Consider the following 18,720-nt stretch of genomic DNA (forward strand, 5'->3'; position numbering starts at 1 on the left):
CAAGGCTAGACGCGGGGGAACGCACCGCACTGGAAAAAGCCGCGGCTTGCGCCTATCGAGCCGGCAACACCGCCGGCGCCTCGCCGGCCCATTCACGACAGGATCGAACACCCATGGGTTTCCGTTGCGGCATCGTTGGCCTGCCCAATGTCGGCAAGTCCACGCTTTTCAATGCGCTGACCGAGACGGCCGCGGCACAGGCGGCCAATTATCCGTTCTGCACGATCGAGCCGAACGTCGGCAACGTCGCCGTGCCCGATCCCCGGCTGAACAAGCTGGCGGCGATCGCGGGATCGCAGAAGATCATCGAGACGCAGCTCGGCTTCGTCGACATCGCCGGCCTGGTGCGCGGCGCCAGCAAGGGCGAAGGCCTGGGCAACCAGTTCCTCGGCAACATCCGCGAGGTGGACGCCGTCGTCCACGTCCTGCGCTGCTTCGAGAATGACGACATCCAGCATGTCGACAACCGCGTCGATCCGATCGCCGATGCCGAGACGGTCGAGACCGAGCTGATGCTCTCCGATCTCGAAAGCCTCGAGAAGCGTGTGCCCAACCTCGCCAAGAAGGCGGCGCAGGGCGACAAGGAAGCCAAGGCGGCCGCGTCCGTCCTCGGCCAGGCGCTCGACCTGCTGCGCGACGGCAAGCCCGCGCGGCTGACCCAGCCCAAGGACGAGGACGAGGCACGCCACCTCCGCCTCGCCCAGCTGCTCACCGCCAAGCCGGTGCTCTACGTCTGCAACGTCAACGAGGAAGACGCCGCGAACGGCAACGAGCTCTCCGCCAAGGTCTTCGCCAAGGCGGCGGCCGAAGGTGCGCAGGCGGTCGTCGTCTCGGCGGCGATCGAGGCAGAGATCGCAACCATGCCGATGGAGGAGCGCGGCGAGTTCCTCGGCGAGCTCGGGCTCGAGGAAACGGGCCTCGCCCGCGTGATCCGCGCCGGCTACACGCTGCTCGACCTGCTGACCTTCTTCACCGTCGGCCCCAAGGAGGCCCGCGCCTGGACCGTCCATCGCGGCGCCACCGCGCCCAATGCGGCGGGCGAGATCCACAGCGATTTCGAGAAGGGCTTCATCCGCGCCGAAACGATCGCCTATGACGATTTCGTCACGCTGGGCGGCGAAGCCAAGGCCCGCGAAGCCGGCAAGCTGCGCGCGGAAGGCAAGGCTTATATCGTCCAGGACGGCGACGTGATGCACTTCCTGCACAGCTGAACAACGTCATAAGCCCCTCCTTCTCGGGGGGACTTGCGTGCGCCCTACCCGCACGCCTTGGCGATCAACGCCACCAGATGCTCGCGCAGGAACGGCTTGGCGAGCACCGGTCGCTCGCGATACGCGCCTTCCAGTCCAAGGGCGCCATAGCCCGTGGCAAAGGCAAAGGGGATGGCGCGTTCGGTCAATATGTCGGCCACCGGAAAGGAGCGGTGCCCGTCCAGATTGACGTCGAGGATCGCCAGATCGACGTCCAGCCGCTCCGCCGCAGCCAATGCCTCGGGAAGCCGCATCGCAATCTCCACCACCTCGTGGCCGAGATCTGCGAGCATGTCCTCGATCAGGAAGGCGATCGTCATTTCGTCTTCGACGACCAGGAAACGCAAACCCATATTCTACTCTACAGTTACGCCCGCAAGCGACGCAGCGATGGTGCATCGCAGCCCCGCGGGATCAAAGTAAAGCGTCACCGAGCCGCCAAGTTCCTTTGCAAGTCCCCGTTCGATCAGCCGCGAGCCGAATCCGCGCCGCCGCGGCGTCACGACCGGCGGCCCGTCGCTTTCCTGCCAGGTCAGGTCCAGCACCCCCTCTTCGATGCGCCAGCCAATCGCGACCTTGCCCGACTCGTTCGACCAGGCGCCATATTTCACGGCGTTGGTCGCCAGCTCGTGCATGGCCAGCGCCACCGCCAGCGCCGTCTTGGGTGATATCCGAACATCCGGGCCGGAGATGCGGCATCGCGCCTCCCCCAGCTGGTGCGGCCGCACTGCTTGGGTGATGGCGTCGTGCAGCGATGCGCCGGCCCAGCGTTCGCCGGTCAGCAGGTCGTTCGCCTGCGCCAGCGCAACGATCCGGGCGGCGAACTGCTCCTGCGCCGCGGCCATGTCGGGGGCCGCGCGAAAGGTGCGCATCGCGATCGCCTGCACCATCGCCAGCGTGTTCTTCACCCGGTGGTTGAGTTCGTTGACGACCAGCCGCAGATGCTCGTTGGTGCGCCGCCGCTCGGTGATGTCGGTCGCCGCGCCAAACCATTCGATCAGTTCGCCGTACTCGTCGGTGAGGGGAACCGCGCGCGATGCCACCCAGCCGATGCTGCCATCGGCCTGGTGCACCCGGTGTTCCAGCTCCAGCGGGCTGCGCGTCGCCACCGCCTCGGCAATCGCCGCCTGCACCCATGGCCGATCCTCGGGGTGCAGATAATGCTCCACCCAGTCGCGCCGCGGTTCGTTGGCGTGGGTCAGGAAGCTCCCGCCGTCCAGATCATAGAGTTCCGACCAGTCGGGGCTCATCCGATAGATCGCGTCGGACGTGGCATTCACGAACGCGCGCAGCCGCCGCTCGCTCTCCCGCAGCTGGCGTTGTGCCAGAACCTTCTCGGTCGTCTCCACCACGATCGCGATCACGCCGGCCGGCGTTCCCGATTCGTCGAGCACCGGCGAGTAATCCAGGTCCATCCACACCGGCTCCGGCTTGCCGCGCCGCTGCAGCGCCAGTTCCAGGTCGCGATAGGCCAGCGTTTCCCCGCCCAGGCCGACGCGCATCACATGATCGTTGAAGTCGGAAATCTCCGACCAGCCCTCGCGCACCTTCGATCCCAGCAATGCGGGATGGCGGCTTCCGGCGAAGACCGAATAAGCGTCGTTGTAGATCATCACGCCGTCCTCGCCCCACAGCAGCACGATCGGCACCGGCGACAGCAGCAGCATCTGGGTGACGGATTTCAGGCTCTGCGGCCAGGCGTCGATCGGCCCGATCGACGTGCGGGACCAGTCATGGCCGCGGATCAGCTGCCCCAGCAGCCCTCCACCGATCGGGTAGCCATGATCCCCCAATCGAACCTCCTTCGCCTGTGCCGTTGCCGCGCGTGCGACACACAATGTCTCAGCCGGACGTTCGTTCACCATGTTCCTGCCGGCGGCGATCGGCGGCGCGGCACCTGCACGGCATCCGGCAAACATCCGGAAAGGCGCTTTCCTGCCAATGTGCAGGAATTCGAAGTTTTCGGGAAGGCATTGATTTGCTTGCGCTGCTGCGACGCCTTTCCAGCGTAACCATTCGGCGGCATCAGGCGCGGATGCGTTGGTATTCTCGAATCGCCGCGGCCATGTGCGTCGCGCTTCTCCAGGCATGTGCCACTCCGCCGGCGATCACGCCCACCCCACCCGCCGCCGTCGCGGAAACGCGCGAACCGGTCACGATCCTGATTTCGATCGACGGCTTCCGCCCCGATTATCTGCGCCGCGGCGTCACGCCCAACCTCAACCGGCTGGTCGCCGAAGGACTCACCGGCCCGATGCGGCCCAGCTTCCCGACCAAGACCTTCCCCAATCACTGGACGATCGTAACCGGCATGGTGCCCGATCACACCGGCCTGGTCGGCAACAAGATGGAAGACGCGGCCCGCCCGGGCGAGATCTTCACCATGGCGGAAACCGATCCCTTCTGGTGGAACGCGACGCCGCCGATCTGGGTCGATGCCGAGCGCGCCGGCATCCGCACGGGCACGCTGTTCTGGCCGGGTTCGGAGGTCGCCTTCGGCGGCACGGCGACGAAGAGCGGCCATGCCAAGGTGGAAGGCGGCGTGCGGCCGCAGGATTGGCTCGCCTTCAACGATGCGATCAGCGAGACGCAGCGCGTCAACACCCTGCTCGATTGGCTCCGCCGTCCCGCCGCGATCCGACCAAGGCTGCTGACGCTCTATTTCGATCGCGTCGACGTGATCGGCCATGAAAGCGGTCCCGACAGCGCCGAAGTGGCCGAGGCCGCCGCCACGATCGATCGCCAGATCGGCGCGCTGCGCGATGGCCTGGCCGCCTTGCGCCAGCCGGCCAATCTGGTGATCGTATCGGATCACGGCATGGGTCCCACCAGCAGCGAACGCGTGGTGACGCTCGATCTGCCGGCGGGCAGCTATCATGTGCTGGAAACCGGGCCTTATGCCACGGTGGTGCCCACCCCGGGCCAGGAAGCGGTCGTCGAGCGCCAGCTGCTCGCGCCGCACCCGCATATGCAGTGCTGGCGCAAGCAGGATATCCCCAGCCGCTTCCGCTATGGCAGCAACCCGCGGGTCGCGCCGATCCTCTGCCTGGCGGAGATGGGCTGGCTGATCCTCGAAAAGGCTCCGACCAAGCCGTCGACCGGCGGCGCCCATGGCTATGACAATCAGGCGCCCGAAATGCTGGCGCTGTTCATCGCCGCCGGCCCCGCCTTTCGCCACGGCACCGTGCCGGCGTTCGACAATGTCGATGTCTATCCGCTGCTCCGCACCCTGCTCGGGCTGCCGCCACGCACCGGGATCGACGGCACCGACGCGCCGTTCCGGCCGTGGCTGGCACCCCGATGAATCCGCTTGCCTGAAACTGGTTTTCAATCGAAACTCACCGCCATGCGCTATTTCGATGATATCCAGATAGGCGATCGCGCCAGCTTCGGCCGCTACGAAGTCACGCGCGAAGAAGTGCTGGAATTCGCCCGGAAATATGATCCGCAGCCCTTCCACCTTTCCGACGAAGCGGCCGCGCGGACGCATTTCGGCCGCCTGGCGGCGAGCGGCTGGCACACCAACGCAATGACGATGGCGATGCTGGTGGCGCATCACGAAGCGGAGCCCGTCGCCAGCCTGGGCGCCGCCGGCATCGACGAACTGCGCTGGCTGAAGCCCGTCTTCCCCGGCGACGTGCTGCGCTGCGAAACCGAAGTCCTGGAAGTCCGCGCCTCGCAGAGCCGTCCGGAGATGGGCATCGTCCGCAGCAGGATGACGACCTACAACCAGCAGGACGCCCCGGTTCTCACCTTCATCGCCAACGCAATGATCGGGCGACGGCCGGCGCAGGGGTGAAACTGCTCCTGCTGGCCCTGGCATCGGTTGCCGGCGCAAGTTCCACAAGCCCGCCTTGTGTGCCCGTCGCCTCGGACGATCTGGGGCCCACGGATCTGCCGTCGAGGACCATGTAGAGCGCGGCAACGCGACAGCGTTACCGCTTGTGTCGCTGCGGCGAGTTTCGGAAAGGCGCGGATGTTCCTGGTCAACGAACCCGCTGAGAGCGGCTTTCGCCCCACTAGCGGACGTTTAGCTTCGCAGTAGAGTGCTTTGATGTTGTGGCCACCCTCACTTGATCCCGTCGTCCGCTCGCGAGCTTTCCATGCGAGGAATGGCGAGCTTGGCGTGCTGCCGGAGGACGCGGCATCGTTCCTCGCGGCGTGCCGAGAGGATCGCGTCGAAGTGCTTGGCTGGGAGCTTTGGGTGGTAGATCACGCCTGGGGCCAACACTTCAACGGGCCGGTTCCAGCACCGGGGTTGTGGTGCGGCGGCATACCAGTGAAGGGGCCCAATGTCCCCACCGTGTATGGATTCCACGGCGATGCGGATGAGGCGGAGCGCCAACTTGCAAGCCTTGACCTATCGCGCGAGGTGCTTCCCGAGTGGCTGCCACACGTCAGGGTCAACTTTACGCTAGGAGACTAACCTACGTCCGCTCTCCACCACTTTCCCCCATTCCCGCTTGCAATCGGGGGAGGGTTAACGCGTCATGTCAGATCCCGCCGCAGTTGCGGACATGGCCCTTGCGGAGCATCGTGGGGGGATGGAACTGCGATATCGTCACGCCGAACTACTCTCCGCCGACGCGATGCTGCGGCTCGCGATCTACGACCGAGCTGATCTCCGCTATCAAATTGTTGAAGAGCGGGTGCGAAGCTACGAAGCGAACGATGAGTGGCACCCCGATAATGTGCCATTTCCCTGCGGCGCACACTGGGAACCCTTCTGGCAGATACAGGCAGAACCCCGGGAGGGTCTGTTCGAAACAATTGGCGATGCGTTGGTAAGCGCCAAGCTCTCGCTGGCGAATGGCAGCTAGCCACCAACATGTTCCATTCGCGGCGATCCAACCTTGAGCCCGCCGCAATGTTCCCCATATGTACCATGTCGTCGCTTTCCGTCGGCCGCTCTTTGAACCTGTTTGGTAACGCCCTTTTGCGCGCGGAGAGAAACGCGTGGCGGTATCGACCTGTGCGTCGGCGAGCCGGACGCGCAGAATCTCCACGCGCCTAAACTTCCTAAACTTCGCCCCTCCACGCCGGCCCGGCAGAACCCGCGAACGCCTAAACTTCCTAAACTTCGTCCCTCCACGCCGACCCGGCAAAACCCGCGAACGCCTAAACTTCCTAAACTTCGTCCCTCCACGCCGACCCGGCAAAACCCGCGAACGCCTAAACTTCCTAAACTTCGTCCCTCCACGCCGGCCCGGCAGAACCCGCGAACGCCTAAACTTCCTAAACTTCGTCCCTCCACGCCGACCCGGCAAAACCCGCGAACACCTAAACTTCCTAAACTTCGGTCGATGGCCACCACGCCGGGTCCTCCCCAGCAGGCCCGACGTTCACGCCCGCGTCGAAGGGGCGACACGTTGATGGGTTCGCCACCCGGCAAAAGCCGAAGCGGCGCCCGCAATGCATCGCGATGTCAGCCGCAGCACGGCCATTTGCGACTCGAGAGCCGCCTGACGCCGGCCGCGGGATAGACTGGCATGCACGCGCAGGCTCCGATACCCGTTCGGAATGCACCAGCCCCTGTCGAACCTTGTCGTCCGCCCGCTTGCACGTTCGGATTTGCCGGCGGCGCTTGCGATTCAGGCGGAATGCTATCCCGCGTTTCTGCGAGAGGACGCGGCGGCGTTCGCCACGCGGCTCAGCATCGCCGCATCCTATTGCCTGGGCGCGTTTCGCGGCGATGTGCTGATCGCGTATCTGCTGGCGCATGGCTGGGCGCGGGAGGCGCCGCCGGCGGTCGGCACCCTTTTGCCGCCCGCCGCTGCCCAGGACGTGCTGTTCGTTCACGATCTCGCGGTTTCCGGCTCGGGCCGCGGTTCCGGCGTCGGGCGCGACTTGGTCGAACGGGCCGTGCAGCAAGCCGCTCAAGACGGCATTTGCACGGCCGAACTGATCGCCGTGGAAGGCGCTGCCCCCTTTTGGCGGCACCTGGGCTTTGTCGAGGCTGCGACCTCACCGGCGTTGGCGGCCAAAGTGGCCCGCTATGGTGCGGACGCGCGCTGGATGCGGCGTGAGATCGGCGTAGGGTAAGACCAGGCCCGGAGAGGCGACGAGGTTCCGGCTTCGGTGGAGGGGACAGGGATACGACAGATCCCTGTCCGTGAGCCTTCGCTAAAGCAGCTCAGCGCGGGCGCCGAATGCCCGGCCGCCCGCGGAAATCGCGCCAGTTGTTGCGCCAGCGCCGCTCGCCGCGCCAGTCGTTTCGGCGCTGCAGCCAATAGCCGCGCTGGACATCGTTCCACGCGCGGCGATGGCGATACCGGTCGTACACATAGGCGCCCGTGCCGGGGTAGTAATAGTTGTCGTACCAACCCCAATAGGGGTTGCCCCAGCCGCTATTATACCCCACCGCCACGCCTGATCTGCCATAGCCGCCGCCGGTGCATGCGCCCAGCGTGGCAGCGGCGCCCAGCAGCGCTGCGCCGATCAACGGTTTCCAGGCCAATCGCATCGATACGCTCCTTATCACTGGAGCCACGATCGGGCGGGACACCCGCAGACCGCGCCTCAGGGAGCGAAAATCGCGCGAATGGTGGTGGAGGTTCCGCACCGTAGCCGGCGATCGCTACCGCTCGCGATACACATCTCGGTGGTGGTCGCCCCGTTCGATGCGTCGTGAACGCCGACGCGGCGCCCCATGGTGGCGCTGGCGCCGCTCAGTGCCCGGCGAACGCCACCAGCGCCGATACGGTCACCCCGTCGCTGCGAAGCGCATCCGCGCCGCCGAGATCTGGCAAGTCGACCACGAAAGACGCCTGCACCACCTCGGCGCCCGCCTTGTGCAGCAACCGCACGGCCGCGCGCGCGGTGCCGCCTGTGGCGATCAGGTCGTCAACCAGAAGCACGCGAGCACCCGGCGCACAGGCATCGGCATGGATGGCGATGCGATCGGTGCCATATTCGAGTGCATAGTCTTCGGCGATGGTCGCGCCCGGCAGCTTGCCGTCCTTGCGAACCAGCAGCACGCCGGCCTCCAGTTGCATCGCCAGCGCCGACGCGAACAGGAACCCGCGCGCTTCGATGCCGGCGACGAGGTCTACCGGCCATTGCACCTGCGCCGCCATGCGCTCGATCGTCAGCTTCAGCCCTTCGGCATCGAGCAGCAGCGTTGTGATGTCGCGGAACTGGATCCCCGGCTTCGGGAAGTCGGGGATCGTCCGGATGCGACTGCGAATATCGTCGTTCTGGTTCAGGTCCATCAGTGCTTCATGCCGCGCCACACAGTGAGGTACGCGCCATAGGCGAGCCCCGTGGCAAACAGCAAGAAGATCACGACCGCTACGCCGGCCTGGTGCCGCTTCTGGAGCGTCGGCTCCGCCGTCCAGACTAGGAAGGCGCTCACGTCCTTGGCCATCTGATCGACGGTCGCGCGGGTGCCGTCATCATATTGCACCTGCCCTTCGCTGGTCAGCGGCGGCGGCATGGAGATGTTGAGGTTGGCGAAATACGGGTTGAAGTACATGCCCTCCGGCGTCTTCGCCACGTCGGGGAACTTCGCCGCCTTGGCCGGATCAGGCTTCTCGCCATAGCCGGTCAGCAGCGAGTAGACATAGGCTGCACCATCGTGCCGCGCCTTGGCCATCAGGCTCAGGTCCGGCGGATTGCCGGTACCGGCATAGAAGACTTTGGGGAAACGATCGGACGGCAGGTTGTCCCGCTCGCCCCAGGTGCCCGCCTTCTCGTCGAAGGCCGGCTGCTTGACCATCCACTCCTTGGCGATCTTCTTCACCTGCGCGTCGCTATAGCCCAGGTCCTTCAGGTTGCGGAACGCGACGAGGTTTAGAGAGTGGCAGGCGGCGCAAACTTCTTTGTAAACCTTGAAGCCACGCTGCAGCTGGCCCAGTTCGAACTTGCCCAGCGGGCCGTTGGAGGCGAGCTCCAGCTCCTTGGGATGCTTGTGCAGCGCATGCTCCGCCGTTTCCTGCGGCGGTTCGTTGATCAGGCCGGTGATGCTGCCGACAAGCGCCAGCAGCAGCACGAACACGAAGCCGGCACCAATCAGGAACTTGATCGAGCGTTGAAAGATCGACGTCATGGTCCCCGGCCCCCTTACGCCGTCGCCGCGGTGGCAGTGATGCGCGATCCGCCCTCACCCTTCAGCACCGCTTCGGTGATCGAGTTGGGCAGCGGCCGCGGCGTTTCGATCCGCGAGATGATCGGCACGATGATCAGGAAGTGCGCGAAATAATAGGCCGAGGCGATCTGGCTCGTGATCACATAGAAGGGTTCCGCCGGCGAGCCACCGCACCATCCCAGGATCAGCACGTCCGCAACCAGCACCCAGAAGGCGATGCGGTACATCGGCCGGTAGTTGGCCGAACGCACCGGCGACCGATCGAGCCATGGCAGGAAGAACAGCAGCAGGATCGATCCGAACATCGCCAGCACGCCCCAAAGCTTCGCCGGGATGATGAAGTCCGCGGTAAAAGCGCGCAGGATCGCGTAGAACGGCCAGAAATACCATTCGGGAACGATGTGCGCAGGCGTGGAGAGCGGGTTCGCCGGGATGTAATTGTCCGGGTGGCCCAGATAATCCGGATAGAAGAAGATCAGGATCGAAAACAGGATCAGGAACACGCCCACCCCGAAGCCGTCCTTGGCGGTGTAATAGGGGTGGAACGGCACGGTATCCTGCTCGCCCTTCACTTCCACGCCGGTCGGGTTGCTCGAGCCGGGAATGTGCAACGCCCAGATGTGCAGGATGATTACACCCGCGATCACGAATGGCAGCAGATAGTGGAGCGAGAAGAAGCGATTGAGTGCAGCGTCATCCGGCGCATAACCGCCGAGCAGCCAGATGCGGATCCAGTCGCCCACAACGGGTATCGCCGAGAAGAAACCGGTGATCACCTGCGCGCCCCAGAAGCTCATCTGCCCCCAGGGAAGCACATAGCCCATGAACGCCGTGGCCATCATCAGCAGGAAGATGACCACGCCGAGCAGCCACACCATCTCGCGCGGTGCCTTGTACGAACCGTAGTGCAGGCCGCGGAAGATGTGGATGTATACCACGATGAAGAACATGCTGGCGCCGTTGGCGTGGGCGAAGCGCAGGAACCAGCCCGCGTTCACATCTCGCATGATCGTGCCGTTCACCGATTCGAAGGCGCCGGCAGCCGAACTGTGGAAGTGCATCGCCAGCACGATGCCGGTGACGATCTGGATAACCAGCGAAAGTCCGGCGAGAATGCCGAAATTCCAGAAGTAATTCAGGTTGCGCGGCACCGGATACCCGGCGCCGATCGCGTTATAGACGAACCGCGGCAGTGGCAGCCGATCGTCCACCCATTTCATCACCGGGTTTTTCGGCTCGTAATGGCGCGCCCAGGGAAAGCTCATCCAGGTCCCTCCTCACCCGACCACGACGACAGTGTCAGACGTGAAATTATATTCTGGTACTTCGAGATTCGTCGGCGCCGGCCCCTGCCGGATGCGACCTGCCGTATCATAGGCAGAGCCATGACACGGACAGAAATAGCCGCCGAACGGGCCGCGATTCTCGCCCTCGCCTGCCCCCAGCGGCACGCAACCGAGATGGGTACACACGCCCAGCGTAATCAGCCAGTTCTTATGGCCTTCCTTGGTCCGCTCCTCCAGCGTCTGCGGATCGCGCAGACTGGAAACCGGCACCGCATCGGCCTCCGCCATCTCCTTCGGCGTCAAATTGCGCACGAACAGCGGCTGCTTGCGGAAGCTAGCCTTGATGGCCTGGCCCGGCTCAATCGCGGCGAGGTTCACCTCGGTCGTCGAAAGTGCGAGCACATCGGCCGAGGGGTTCATCGAGTTGACCAGCGGCAGTACTACCACGCCAGCGCCCACCGCGGCCACCGAAACGGCGGCATAGGTCAGGTAGTCGCGACGACGGGGATTTTCCAAAATTTCGCCACCAGGGCCTACGGTCTGTTCGGGAGAAACGCCTTCTTCAAACGTTGCCATGCTCTAGCCCTTGCACTTCGAAACACTTCCGCGATTGCATCGCGGAGAGAGGAACGCGGACGAAACGAAGCCCAGTGCCGGCCGGGGTTCCGGTGGCTATCTTGGTTTTGATAGACGGCACGAAGCAGCTTTGCCAACAGGGATTTTCATTTCTTGTTCGATCCACTCCTCGCAACGCCATAATGTTGCACTGCAAAATGACTTGAGCGGCCTTGATGCGTATCGCCCTGTTTCAGCCTGAAATCGCCGGGAATGTGGGCACGATTTTGCGCCTCGCCGCCTGCCTCGGCGCCGCCGTCGATCTGATCGAGCCTATGGGTTTTCCCTGGGGCGATCGTGCCCGCAAACGCGCGGCGATGGACTATGACACTGCGTCGGAGGTGGTGCGCCATGCCGACTGGGAAGCGTTCGAAGCGCAGGTCCCTGCCCGGCTGGTGCTGTTCACCACGCGAGGAGGGATCCGCCTACCGCAAGCCCGCTTCGAGCCGGGCGACACGCTGCTGTTCGGCTCCGAAAGCAGCGGTGTGCCCGACCATGTCCATGCCCGCGCCGATCTCGGCGTGCGAATCCCGATCCGAGCGGAACTGCGCTCCTTGAACCTCGCAGTTGCAACGGGCATCGGGCTCGCCGAGGCATTACGCCAGACAGAAGGATTCCCGCAGTGATCGCCATGGACGAGCAACAACAGCGCGCCCGCGCTTGGTTTGAAAGCCTACGCGATTCGATCTGCGCCGAATTCGAAGCGATCGAGCGCGAGGCCGGATCGGACGCCACCTTCACCTATCTGCCATGGGACCGCCTCGATTCGAGCGGCGCGCCAGGCGGCGGTGGCGTGCGCGGTGTCATGAAGGGCCGCGTTTTCGAGAAAGTCGGGGTGAACGTCTCTACCGTCGGTGGGGCGTTCGAAGGCGATTTCGCCAAGACAATCCACGGCGCAGGGGAAGATCCCAGCTTCTTCGCCACCGGCATCAGCCTCGTCGCACACATGGCCAATCCGCACGTTCCCGCCGTGCACATGAACACGCGCTTCCTCACCACCACCAAACGCTGGTTCGGCGGCGGCGCCGATCTCAACCCGCCGCTGCCGCGAGACGAGGACACCGTCGAATTCCACGCGCGCCTGCAAGCAGCGTGCGACGCCCATGATCCCGCCTATTATCCGCGCTTCAAGGCATGGGCGGACGAGTATTTCTACATTCCCCACCGCCAGGTGCATCGCGGCGTGGGCGGCATCTTCTACGACCATCTCGAAGGCGACTGGGAATCGGACTTCGCTTTCACCCAGGATGTCGGCAGTGCGTTTCTGGACGTATTCCCGCGCCTCGTCCGTCGGCGGATGCATGAAGTTTTCGATGAGGCTGATCGCCAGCGCCAGCTCGAATGGCGGGGCCGCTATGCGGAGTTCAACCTGATCTATGACCGCGGCACATTGTTCGGCCTGAAGACCGGCGGCAATGTCGACGCGATCCTGATGAGCCTTCCGCCGATGGCAGCCTGGAGCTGAGATGGGGTTGTTGCCGGTCGCCAACGATCAGATCGCCACGATCGTCACCGCGCTGGAGATGCGGGAGCGTCCGCGACCCCGCCCGTTGCCTTTATCGCCTTTCCGGCTGGTCCATTGGCCGGCGCCGGACAGCGACAAGTATCGCGCGCTGTTCCGCCGGGTGGGTACGCCCTGGCTGTGGTTCTCGCGGCTGGTGATGGAGGAAGCCGCGCTCCGCCGGATCCTCGACGATTCGGCCGTTATGGTCCATGCTGTGGTCGATCGCGCGGGCGTGGAAGTGGGCATGCTCGAGCTGGATTATCGCAGCACCGGAACCTGCGAGCTCTCGTTCGTGGGGCTTGTGCCGGAAATCACCGGCAAGGGCCATGGCAACTGGCTGATGGGGCATGCGCTGGCGCTGGCCTGGCGCAAGGACGTGACACGCGTCTGGGTGCATACCTGCACGCTCGATCACCCGGCGGCGCTGGGCTTTTACCGCCGACACGGCTTCTTACCCTATCAGCGGACGATCGAGACATTTGCCGATCCGCGCTCCGCCGGCATCCTGCCGGCCGAGGCGGCGCCTCACATTCCCTGCCTGGTCCCGGTGGCGCGATAGGCGGCAAGCCGGAGCAGCGTTAGCGCCGTCCATATCCCCGCGCCCACCATCGAGATCAGCAGGAAGCTGAGCGTTTCCGCGACGCCGCCGCCGCCGAACAGTCCCGCGACTAGGCCCACCACCACGCTGCCGATCGCCATGACACCGAGTCCGCCGACGAACACGACGGCAGCGACGGCGAGCAAAATAAATCCGGCAGAGCCGCGGCTGCGCACCCAGCCTTCGCGCAAGGCGCCGGTAAGCCCAGCCTTCGGGTTGGCGGCAAGCGCAGGCGCCGCCAACCAGGTGCGTGCAAACACGAACAAGCCCGGCACAATGAACAGCGAAATGCCAAGGGAGAAAGCGAAGCCGACGAGCAGCTCCAGCACCAGGAACGGGAACAGGCTGCGCAGCGTGTGCAACAGCACGCCGCCCAATGTGCGCCCTTCACCCTGCAGATACAGGTTCAGGATGGCGAAAATCCCGAAATCGATTCCGGCATTTGCCAGCGCGAGCGGCACGATGTTGGTCTGACCGAAGCGTTGGTAAAATTCCTGCAGCGCCGCAGCGGCTTGATCCGCCGGCACGTCGAGCGGCGGCGCGCTCGCGGCGATCAGCAGAATGATGCCGAGCATCGGTACCAAGAAGAACATGCCGGCGAGCGGGAGCAGCAACGTCCGTTCGGCACGCCACAGCGCGCCGGCGTCGGCGAAAAGAGCTGGAAAGCGGAGGGTCATCATGCGGCGGGATGCAGGTCCGGCTGCTCCGTGTCTCCGGCGAGCGCGACGTAAAGCTTCCCTTGGAAGGCGGCGAACACCACCATGAAGACCGACTGCACCGCCGCGACGACGAGCGATGTGAGCACTGTCGCCAGTGAAATGCCCGAACCGCCGCCCAGCACAAGTGCTAGCACGCTGCCGAACACCGCCTGCGCGGCAAGTTGGCAGACACTGGCCACCACGAGCAGCAGGATCAGTACGCCGACAATACGGAAAGTGTGCCGGCGGGTCAGCTGCCACGACCGGCCCAGCGATCCGAACAGCCCGCCTTCCCGCAGCAGCACCGGATTGACGACCACCAGCCGCACGAACAGCACGAGAATGATGACGAGCCATAGCAGAGAGTAGGCGCCAACCCGCATCGCCGTTGCCGGATCGACCTGCATCGATGCATTGGGTTGGCCAATCGCATTCAGATCATATCCTGCGGCAACCAGCATCACCACCATCGGCATGCCCAGCACGGCGGCGGCGATGCCGAGCGTCAGCGCCACGATCAGGGTGGCAAGCAGGCGGCGCCGGGCGACCTGCCCCGCTTCGCTGACGCCGCCGGCGCCGATCGCCAGCGCCGTCACTGCAAGCGATCCCCACATCGAGACGAGCCACAAGAGCAGTTGAACGACCAGTGCAACACCGCGCGCGACTCCGCCAGTCCCGGCCAAGGCCGACAGATTGGCGCTGATCCCGGCAGGAACGGCTAGGGCGAACAGCGCGAGCGGAACCAGGGCTCCTGCCCTGTCGCCCAGAAACTCCGCCGTCCGATCCCAGACAGCTCCCATCTTCGCCATGTGGCCAAATCCTTGCTTCAAGGCTCCGCCTGTTACCTGTCCCCCGGGCGGTTGCCAATGGCTTGCCTTGGCCCGCGGTTCGGCGCAATCGCGCAATCATGGACGAGACGATCGAATGGCGGGTGGAACCGCAGCCCCTCGATTACGCCGAGGCGCTGGCGGCGATGGAGGCCCGCGCCGCGGCCGTCACGGCGGGCGAGGCGCGCGAGCTGGTCTGGCTGCTCGAACATCCCCCAGTCTACACTGCCGGCACCAGCGCCGACCCCGCCGAGATGCTGGACCAGCGATTTCCCGTCCACCGCACCGGGCGGGGTGGCCGTTACACCTATCATGGGCCGGGCCAGCGGATCGGCTATGTCGTGCTGGACCTGCGCGAACGCAGACGGGACGTGCGCAACTATGTGCATGCGATCGAAGGTTGGGTAATCGCGGCTCTCGGCGAATGCGATATCGAGGCGTTCCGCGCGCCGGGCCGCATAGGCATTTGGACTTTCGATCGCGGCGTGGAAGCGAAGATCGGCGCGATCGGCGTACGGATTCGCCAATGGGTGACGCTGCACGGGTTCGCGATCAATCTCGATCCCGATCTGAGCCATTTCACGGGCATCGTGCCTTGCGGGATCGCGGAATTCCCCGTCACTAGCGCCGCTGCGCTGGGAAAGCCGATTGCGACGGAACGCTTCGACGCGGCGCTGAGCGCCACATTTTTGCCGTTTTTAGACGCTCTGGCTGGCGCGGGATAAATTCGAGACTTGAGGGTGTCCCTCGAACCGTCTAATGTCCATCACGGTTTGGGTATTAGCGGCGTAAACCGTCGTCCAAATCCACTATCTAGGGAGCTATTTACATGCGTGCAGTCCTTTCGAAGATCGTTGCTGGTTCGATGATCGCCGGTGCGGCCCTCCTGGCCTCGGCGTGCACCAACAACGAGAGCACCAACGTCACCAACACCACCGACGTCGTTGCCGAGAACACCACCGACGCGATGGTGACCAACGTTGACGCCGGCATGATGGACAACGGTGTTGTCGACAACGGCATGGCCGCTGAGAACACCACCAACGCGATGTAATCATCGCGCTTCGGCGTGTTTCTAAAAGGGCCGTTCGGGAAACCGGGCGGCCCTTTTTACATATCTGTGCAGAAGCGGCATCCATCCGTCGCATAATCCGGCGAACGGCAAAAAGGGGCTTGGGCGACGAATCGAAACGCCCTAACGAGCATGGTTTAGAATAACCATGAGGGCGGGATGCTCGTTCGTCGTATCAGTTTCGGCATCGCGGCCTTGGCGGGGTTCTGTCTTTCGGCACCTGCCTCGGCCCAGTTTTTCCTTCAGCCCGTCGATCTGGCGGGTGCACCGGTTACCGGTGAAGAACCCGGGATCATCGGCCCTGGGCTGCCGGGCGCAACCCCGGCGGAGCTCCGCGCCGCCTTGGTGTGGAACCTTCGCGCCGCCCTGAACGTCGCTGCGCTGCAGTGCCAATTCGAGCCGACGTTGATGACGCTCGAAAACTATAATGCACTGCTGGACGACCACGAAGTCGAACTTCGACAATCCTACGGAACGCTTGAGAAATATTTTATTAGAAAGGCCAAGACGGCGAAGATCGGGCAGATCGAGCTCGATCGGTTCGGAACGCGAGTCTATTCGAGTTTCTCCACCGTCTCTGGCCAGCTATCTTTCTGCCAGACGGCTGCCGTAATCGGCAGGGACGCGGTGTTCGCGCCGCGGGGCAGGCTGGGGGATGTCGCGATTGAGCGGATGCGCGAACTGCGGGCGAGCCTCGCTGCCTGGGGAGAGCAATATTTCCGCAGTCGCCGCGTCGCGCTCAGCCTGCCGTCCCAGCGCCCGCTACCGCCGTTCGGCAACGACAAGTGCTGGCGCAAGGGTGAATATTATTCGCGCAAGTGCGGGCCCCTCACCCGCTGACCCCGAGGAACGGGGGAGCGCCCTGCTTCCCCGCCCTATCAGCGCAGGCCCAGCAACTTGTGCGTCTGCAGGCTCAGCCGCCAGCGGGGTCGCGCCATTGCCAGCGCGATCGCCGCGGCCTTGTTCGCTTCGGCTTCGGCGTCGTCCATCGGCTGCACCAAAAAATGATCGAAGTCCCAGCCCTCGATCGCTTCGAGATCGGTACCGGGCTGCGGCCAGACCAGCTTGAGCTCGTCGCCCCGTTGCTGCACCACCGTGCTGCCCGCCTTGGGGCTGACGCAGACCCAGTCGATGCCCGGGTGCACCGGCAGCGTGCCGTTGGTCTCGATGGCGATGCGGAAGCCGCGGGCGTGTAGCGCCTCGACCAACGAATCATCGATCTGCAACATTGGTTCGCCGCCGGTCAGCACCACGAAGCGCGCGGCGCGGTCCGGACCCCAATGCCCTTCCGCCGCATCGGCCAGCGCGGTCGCATCGGCGAAGCGCCCCCCGCCCACCCCGTCGATGCCGACGAAGTCGGTGTCGCAGAACCGGCATACCGCCGACGCCCGGTCGACCTCGCGACCCGACCATAGATTGCACCCGGCGAAGCGCACGAACACCGCCCGCGCGCCGACATTCACCCCTTCGCCCTGCAGGGTTAGGAACATCTCCTTGACCGCATAGCTCATGGCTGGGCGGCGTACCGGGTCGGATCTGGCAGCCCCGCCTCGACAAAGCCCCGCGAGCGCAGCCGACAGCTGTCGCACAGGCCGCAATGCAATCCCTGGGGCGTCGGATCGTAGCAGGACCAGCTGAGCCCGGCATCCAGCCCCAGCCGCGCTGCTTCGCGGACGATGTCGGCCTTGCTCATATGCTGGAGCGGCGCCTGGATGCGGAACGGCTGGCCTTCCACGCCGGCCTTGGTAGCCAGTTCGGCGAGCTTCTCGAAGCCGGCGATGAATTCCGGCCGGCAATCGGGATAGCCCGAATAATCGAGCGCGTTCACGCCGATATACAGGTCCCGCGCCCCCGCCGCCTCGGCCCAGCCGAGTGCGAGGCTGAGGAAGATGGTGTTGCGTGCCGGAACATAGGTGACCGGAATGTCGCTGCCGACACCGCCCTTCGGCACATCGATATCGGCGGTAAGCGCCGAGCCGCCGAACGCGCGCAGATCGAGCGGCAGGACGACGTGTCGCTCTGCGCCGAGCATGGCGGCGATTCTGGCAGCGGCATCCAGCTCCACCTTGTGGCGCTGGTTGTAGTCGATCGAAAGCGCAAGCAGGCGGTGGCCGTCCTCGCGAGCCCGCGCGGCCGACACCATCGAATCAAGTCCGCCCGAAACCAGGGCGATGGCGATGCTGTGAGTCATCGGCGCCATTTAGGACGTCTCGCCGGCAAAAAAATGGCCGCCCCCGAAGGGACGGCCCGGAAAGGATAGAAATGGGAAAACCATCGCCGGAAAGAGCGTCTTTCCGGAACGCCACCCTTATAACCGCGCAAAGCTTAACAAATGGTAACCATGCGCTTCAGGAACATTCCCCGACACGCCGGGCCTCGTAGGTTTCCGAGAAGGGCTGACCGTCGATCACGCCCTGGACGTCCAAGCTGACCTGGCGCGGGGTATCGACGGTGATGCGGGTAAGCATGGTGCCATGGCCAGCACAGACGTTGCGCACGGTCGCGCGGCTCGCGGCGCTTTCCAGCAAGACGCGTTGGCACACCGCCGTGGCATGGCTGGGCCGCAGAATCTGATAGGGATCGCGCAGACACATCGGCCGTTCGTTGCCGTCCGCATCGCGCAGCAGCCACTTGCCCGGCTGCACCACGTTGACCGCGGGCACATCCGCACCCCGCACATTGGCCGCCGCACCCGGCCGCTGCTGCGCCGCCGCACCCGCCGTCACCAGACCGAGCCCGACGACTGCCGCCAGACGCATCCAGACAAACCCTCTGCTCACCCGT

The 18,720-nt window shown here is 64.8% G+C and carries 23 protein-coding genes; 11 read left to right on the forward strand and 12 right to left on the reverse strand.

Annotated features, from left to right (window positions below; all coding sequences use genetic code 11):
- Positions 1-113 precede the first annotated feature (113 nt).
- The gene (gene ychF, locus ACNFJ7_RS08670; RefSeq protein ID WP_019371084.1) at positions 114-1,211 is read left to right on the forward strand and encodes a redox-regulated ATPase YchF; all 1,098 of its coding nucleotides are present in this window, start codon (positions 114-116) and stop codon (positions 1,209-1,211) included.
- A gap of 44 nt (positions 1,212-1,255) precedes the next feature.
- Here ychF and ACNFJ7_RS08675 read toward each other — a convergent pair whose 3' ends face one another.
- Together ACNFJ7_RS08675 and ACNFJ7_RS08680 are read right to left on the reverse strand one after the other, a co-directional pair.
- Positions 1,256-1,603, reverse strand: coding sequence for a response regulator (locus ACNFJ7_RS08675; RefSeq protein ID WP_019371083.1), 348 nt, complete (start codon positions 1,601-1,603; stop codon positions 1,256-1,258).
- 3 nt (positions 1,604-1,606) lie between these two features.
- A complete protein-coding gene (locus tag ACNFJ7_RS08680; protein ID WP_152997904.1) occupies positions 1,607-3,115 on the reverse strand; it encodes a sensor histidine kinase in 1,509 nt (502 codons plus the stop codon).
- 170 nt (positions 3,116-3,285) lie between these two features.
- Between ACNFJ7_RS08680 and ACNFJ7_RS08685 the strand changes: the two genes are divergently transcribed.
- The 4 genes from ACNFJ7_RS08685 to ACNFJ7_RS08700 all read left to right on the forward strand — a co-directional run bounded on the left by ACNFJ7_RS08685 (position 3,286) and on the right by ACNFJ7_RS08700 (position 7,292).
- Positions 3,286-4,554, forward strand: a complete 1,269-nt coding sequence (locus ACNFJ7_RS08685; RefSeq protein ID WP_026009394.1) for an ectonucleotide pyrophosphatase/phosphodiesterase — start codon at positions 3,286-3,288, stop codon at positions 4,552-4,554.
- Between the two features lie 42 nt (positions 4,555-4,596).
- Positions 4,597-5,049, forward strand: a complete 453-nt coding sequence (locus tag ACNFJ7_RS08690; RefSeq protein ID WP_019371080.1) for a MaoC family dehydratase — start codon at positions 4,597-4,599, stop codon at positions 5,047-5,049.
- A 745-nt stretch (positions 5,050-5,794) separates the two neighbouring features.
- A complete protein-coding gene (locus ACNFJ7_RS08695; RefSeq protein WP_019371078.1) occupies positions 5,795-6,070 on the forward strand; it encodes a hypothetical protein in 276 nt (91 codons plus the stop codon).
- 700 nt (positions 6,071-6,770) lie between these two features.
- Positions 6,771-7,292, forward strand: a complete 522-nt coding sequence (locus ACNFJ7_RS08700) for a GNAT family N-acetyltransferase (RefSeq protein WP_019371077.1) — start codon at positions 6,771-6,773, stop codon at positions 7,290-7,292.
- 91 nt (positions 7,293-7,383) lie between these two features.
- On the opposite strand, the gene ACNFJ7_RS08705 is transcribed toward ACNFJ7_RS08700, so the two are convergent.
- From ACNFJ7_RS08705 to petA, 5 genes are all read right to left on the reverse strand, one after another.
- Positions 7,384-7,713, reverse strand: a complete 330-nt coding sequence (locus ACNFJ7_RS08705) for a hypothetical protein (RefSeq protein ID WP_037514194.1) — start codon at positions 7,711-7,713, stop codon at positions 7,384-7,386.
- A 205-nt stretch (positions 7,714-7,918) separates the two neighbouring features.
- On the reverse strand, positions 7,919-8,461 hold the full coding sequence (locus ACNFJ7_RS08710; RefSeq protein WP_026009392.1) for an adenine phosphoribosyltransferase: 543 nt from the start codon (positions 8,459-8,461) through the stop codon (positions 7,919-7,921).
- Positions 8,461-9,297, reverse strand: coding sequence for a cytochrome c1 (locus ACNFJ7_RS08715; RefSeq protein ID WP_058805457.1), 837 nt, complete (start codon positions 9,295-9,297; stop codon positions 8,461-8,463). Before ACNFJ7_RS08715 ends, ACNFJ7_RS08710 begins: the two co-directional genes overlap by 1 nt.
- 14 nt (positions 9,298-9,311) lie before the next feature.
- A complete protein-coding gene (locus tag ACNFJ7_RS08720) occupies positions 9,312-10,601 on the reverse strand; it encodes a cytochrome b (protein WP_026009391.1) in 1,290 nt (429 codons plus the stop codon).
- Positions 10,602-10,613: 12 nt separating this feature from the next.
- Complete coding sequence (gene petA, locus ACNFJ7_RS08725) at positions 10,614-11,198, reverse strand: ubiquinol-cytochrome c reductase iron-sulfur subunit (protein ID WP_026009390.1); 585 nt, start codon at positions 11,196-11,198, stop codon at positions 10,614-10,616.
- A gap of 215 nt (positions 11,199-11,413) precedes the next feature.
- On the opposite strand from petA, the gene ACNFJ7_RS08730 reads away from it, so the two are divergent.
- The 3 genes from ACNFJ7_RS08730 to ACNFJ7_RS08740 are packed head-to-tail and all read left to right on the forward strand — an operon-like array spanning position 11,414 to position 13,300.
- Positions 11,414-11,863 carry a tRNA (cytidine(34)-2'-O)-methyltransferase gene (locus tag ACNFJ7_RS08730; protein WP_019371072.1) on the forward strand — a complete coding sequence of 150 codons (450 nt, stop codon included), beginning with the start codon at positions 11,414-11,416 and terminating at the stop codon, positions 11,861-11,863.
- Positions 11,864-11,868: 5 nt separating this feature from the next.
- On the forward strand, positions 11,869-12,702 hold the full coding sequence (gene hemF / locus ACNFJ7_RS08735; protein WP_173644884.1) for an oxygen-dependent coproporphyrinogen oxidase: 834 nt from the start codon (positions 11,869-11,871) through the stop codon (positions 12,700-12,702).
- Position 12,703: 1 nt separating this feature from the next.
- On the forward strand, positions 12,704-13,300 hold the full coding sequence (locus ACNFJ7_RS08740; RefSeq protein WP_019371070.1) for a GNAT family N-acetyltransferase: 597 nt from the start codon (positions 12,704-12,706) through the stop codon (positions 13,298-13,300).
- Here the strand turns inward: ACNFJ7_RS08740 and ACNFJ7_RS08745 are convergent.
- Together ACNFJ7_RS08745 and ACNFJ7_RS08750 are read right to left on the reverse strand one after the other, a co-directional pair.
- A complete protein-coding gene (locus tag ACNFJ7_RS08745) occupies positions 13,267-14,019 on the reverse strand; it encodes a hypothetical protein (RefSeq protein WP_236704499.1) in 753 nt (250 codons plus the stop codon). The genes ACNFJ7_RS08740 and ACNFJ7_RS08745 overlap by 34 nt on opposite strands.
- Complete coding sequence (locus ACNFJ7_RS08750) at positions 14,016-14,846, reverse strand: hypothetical protein (RefSeq protein WP_019371068.1); 831 nt, start codon at positions 14,844-14,846, stop codon at positions 14,016-14,018. The genes ACNFJ7_RS08745 and ACNFJ7_RS08750 overlap by 4 nt, the downstream gene beginning before the upstream one ends.
- A gap of 98 nt (positions 14,847-14,944) precedes the next feature.
- Between ACNFJ7_RS08750 and lipB the strand changes: the two genes are divergently transcribed.
- The 3 genes from lipB to ACNFJ7_RS08765 all read left to right on the forward strand — a co-directional run bounded on the left by lipB (position 14,945) and on the right by ACNFJ7_RS08765 (position 16,776).
- A complete protein-coding gene (gene lipB / locus ACNFJ7_RS08755; protein WP_019371067.1) occupies positions 14,945-15,589 on the forward strand; it encodes a lipoyl(octanoyl) transferase LipB in 645 nt (214 codons plus the stop codon).
- 104 nt (positions 15,590-15,693) lie between these two features.
- The gene (locus ACNFJ7_RS08760) at positions 15,694-15,918 is read left to right on the forward strand and encodes a hypothetical protein (RefSeq protein ID WP_019371066.1); all 225 of its coding nucleotides are present in this window, start codon (positions 15,694-15,696) and stop codon (positions 15,916-15,918) included.
- A 177-nt stretch (positions 15,919-16,095) separates the two neighbouring features.
- Complete coding sequence (locus tag ACNFJ7_RS08765; RefSeq protein ID WP_019371065.1) at positions 16,096-16,776, forward strand: hypothetical protein; 681 nt, start codon at positions 16,096-16,098, stop codon at positions 16,774-16,776.
- 38 nt (positions 16,777-16,814) lie between these two features.
- On the opposite strand, the gene queE is transcribed toward ACNFJ7_RS08765, so the two are convergent.
- The 3 genes from queE to ACNFJ7_RS08780 all read right to left on the reverse strand — a co-directional run bounded on the left by queE (position 16,815) and on the right by ACNFJ7_RS08780 (position 18,716).
- On the reverse strand, positions 16,815-17,447 hold the full coding sequence (gene queE, locus ACNFJ7_RS08770) for a 7-carboxy-7-deazaguanine synthase (RefSeq protein ID WP_019371064.1): 633 nt from the start codon (positions 17,445-17,447) through the stop codon (positions 16,815-16,817).
- On the reverse strand, positions 17,444-18,136 hold the full coding sequence (queC, locus tag ACNFJ7_RS08775) for a 7-cyano-7-deazaguanine synthase QueC (RefSeq protein ID WP_019371063.1): 693 nt from the start codon (positions 18,134-18,136) through the stop codon (positions 17,444-17,446). The genes queE and queC overlap by 4 nt, the downstream gene beginning before the upstream one ends.
- 148 nt (positions 18,137-18,284) lie before the next feature.
- On the reverse strand, positions 18,285-18,716 hold the full coding sequence (locus tag ACNFJ7_RS08780; RefSeq protein WP_236704498.1) for a hypothetical protein: 432 nt from the start codon (positions 18,714-18,716) through the stop codon (positions 18,285-18,287).
- Between the last annotated feature and the right edge of the window lie 4 nt (positions 18,717-18,720).

It is taken from the genome of Sphingomonas sp. HT-1 (genome assembly GCF_048568905.1).
In the GTDB taxonomy this organism is placed as follows: Bacteria; Pseudomonadota; Alphaproteobacteria; order Sphingomonadales; family Sphingomonadaceae; genus Sphingomonas.

What these genes read in the sequence shown, in the direction of transcription:
- ychF (WP_019371084.1), top strand. Translation starts at nt 114, where the DNA reads ATGGGTTTCCGTTGCGGCATCGTTGGCCTGCCCAATGTCGGCAAGTCC.
- ACNFJ7_RS08675 (WP_019371083.1), bottom strand. Translation starts at nt 1,603, where the DNA reads ATGGGTTTGCGTTTCCTGGTCGTCGAAGACGAAATGACGATCGCCTTC.
- ACNFJ7_RS08680 (WP_152997904.1), bottom strand. Translation starts at nt 3,115, where the DNA reads ATGGTGAACGAACGTCCGGCTGAGACATTGTGTGTCGCACGCGCGGCA.
- ACNFJ7_RS08685 (WP_026009394.1), top strand. Translation starts at nt 3,286, where the DNA reads ATGCGTTGGTATTCTCGAATCGCCGCGGCCATGTGCGTCGCGCTTCTC.
- ACNFJ7_RS08690 (WP_019371080.1), top strand. Translation starts at nt 4,597, where the DNA reads ATGCGCTATTTCGATGATATCCAGATAGGCGATCGCGCCAGCTTCGGC.
- ACNFJ7_RS08695 (WP_019371078.1), top strand. Translation starts at nt 5,795, where the DNA reads ATGGAACTGCGATATCGTCACGCCGAACTACTCTCCGCCGACGCGATG.
- ACNFJ7_RS08700 (WP_019371077.1), top strand. Translation starts at nt 6,771, where the DNA reads ATGCACCAGCCCCTGTCGAACCTTGTCGTCCGCCCGCTTGCACGTTCG.
- ACNFJ7_RS08705 (WP_037514194.1), bottom strand. Translation starts at nt 7,713, where the DNA reads ATGCGATTGGCCTGGAAACCGTTGATCGGCGCAGCGCTGCTGGGCGCC.
- ACNFJ7_RS08710 (WP_026009392.1), bottom strand. Translation starts at nt 8,461, where the DNA reads ATGGACCTGAACCAGAACGACGATATTCGCAGTCGCATCCGGACGATC.
- ACNFJ7_RS08715 (WP_058805457.1), bottom strand. Translation starts at nt 9,297, where the DNA reads ATGACGTCGATCTTTCAACGCTCGATCAAGTTCCTGATTGGTGCCGGC.
- ACNFJ7_RS08720 (WP_026009391.1), bottom strand. Translation starts at nt 10,601, where the DNA reads ATGAGCTTTCCCTGGGCGCGCCATTACGAGCCGAAAAACCCGGTGATG.
- petA (WP_026009390.1), bottom strand. Translation starts at nt 11,198, where the DNA reads ATGGCAACGTTTGAAGAAGGCGTTTCTCCCGAACAGACCGTAGGCCCT.
- ACNFJ7_RS08730 (WP_019371072.1), top strand. Translation starts at nt 11,414, where the DNA reads ATGCGTATCGCCCTGTTTCAGCCTGAAATCGCCGGGAATGTGGGCACG.
- hemF (WP_173644884.1), top strand. Translation starts at nt 11,869, where the DNA reads ATGGACGAGCAACAACAGCGCGCCCGCGCTTGGTTTGAAAGCCTACGC.
- ACNFJ7_RS08740 (WP_019371070.1), top strand. Translation starts at nt 12,704, where the DNA reads ATGGGGTTGTTGCCGGTCGCCAACGATCAGATCGCCACGATCGTCACC.
- ACNFJ7_RS08745 (WP_236704499.1), bottom strand. Translation starts at nt 14,019, where the DNA reads ATGATGACCCTCCGCTTTCCAGCTCTTTTCGCCGACGCCGGCGCGCTG.
- ACNFJ7_RS08750 (WP_019371068.1), bottom strand. Translation starts at nt 14,846, where the DNA reads ATGGCGAAGATGGGAGCTGTCTGGGATCGGACGGCGGAGTTTCTGGGC.
- lipB (WP_019371067.1), top strand. Translation starts at nt 14,945, where the DNA reads ATGGACGAGACGATCGAATGGCGGGTGGAACCGCAGCCCCTCGATTAC.
- ACNFJ7_RS08760 (WP_019371066.1), top strand. Translation starts at nt 15,694, where the DNA reads ATGCGTGCAGTCCTTTCGAAGATCGTTGCTGGTTCGATGATCGCCGGT.
- ACNFJ7_RS08765 (WP_019371065.1), top strand. Translation starts at nt 16,096, where the DNA reads ATGCTCGTTCGTCGTATCAGTTTCGGCATCGCGGCCTTGGCGGGGTTC.
- queE (WP_019371064.1), bottom strand. Translation starts at nt 17,447, where the DNA reads ATGAGCTATGCGGTCAAGGAGATGTTCCTAACCCTGCAGGGCGAAGGG.
- queC (WP_019371063.1), bottom strand. Translation starts at nt 18,136, where the DNA reads ATGGCGCCGATGACTCACAGCATCGCCATCGCCCTGGTTTCGGGCGGA.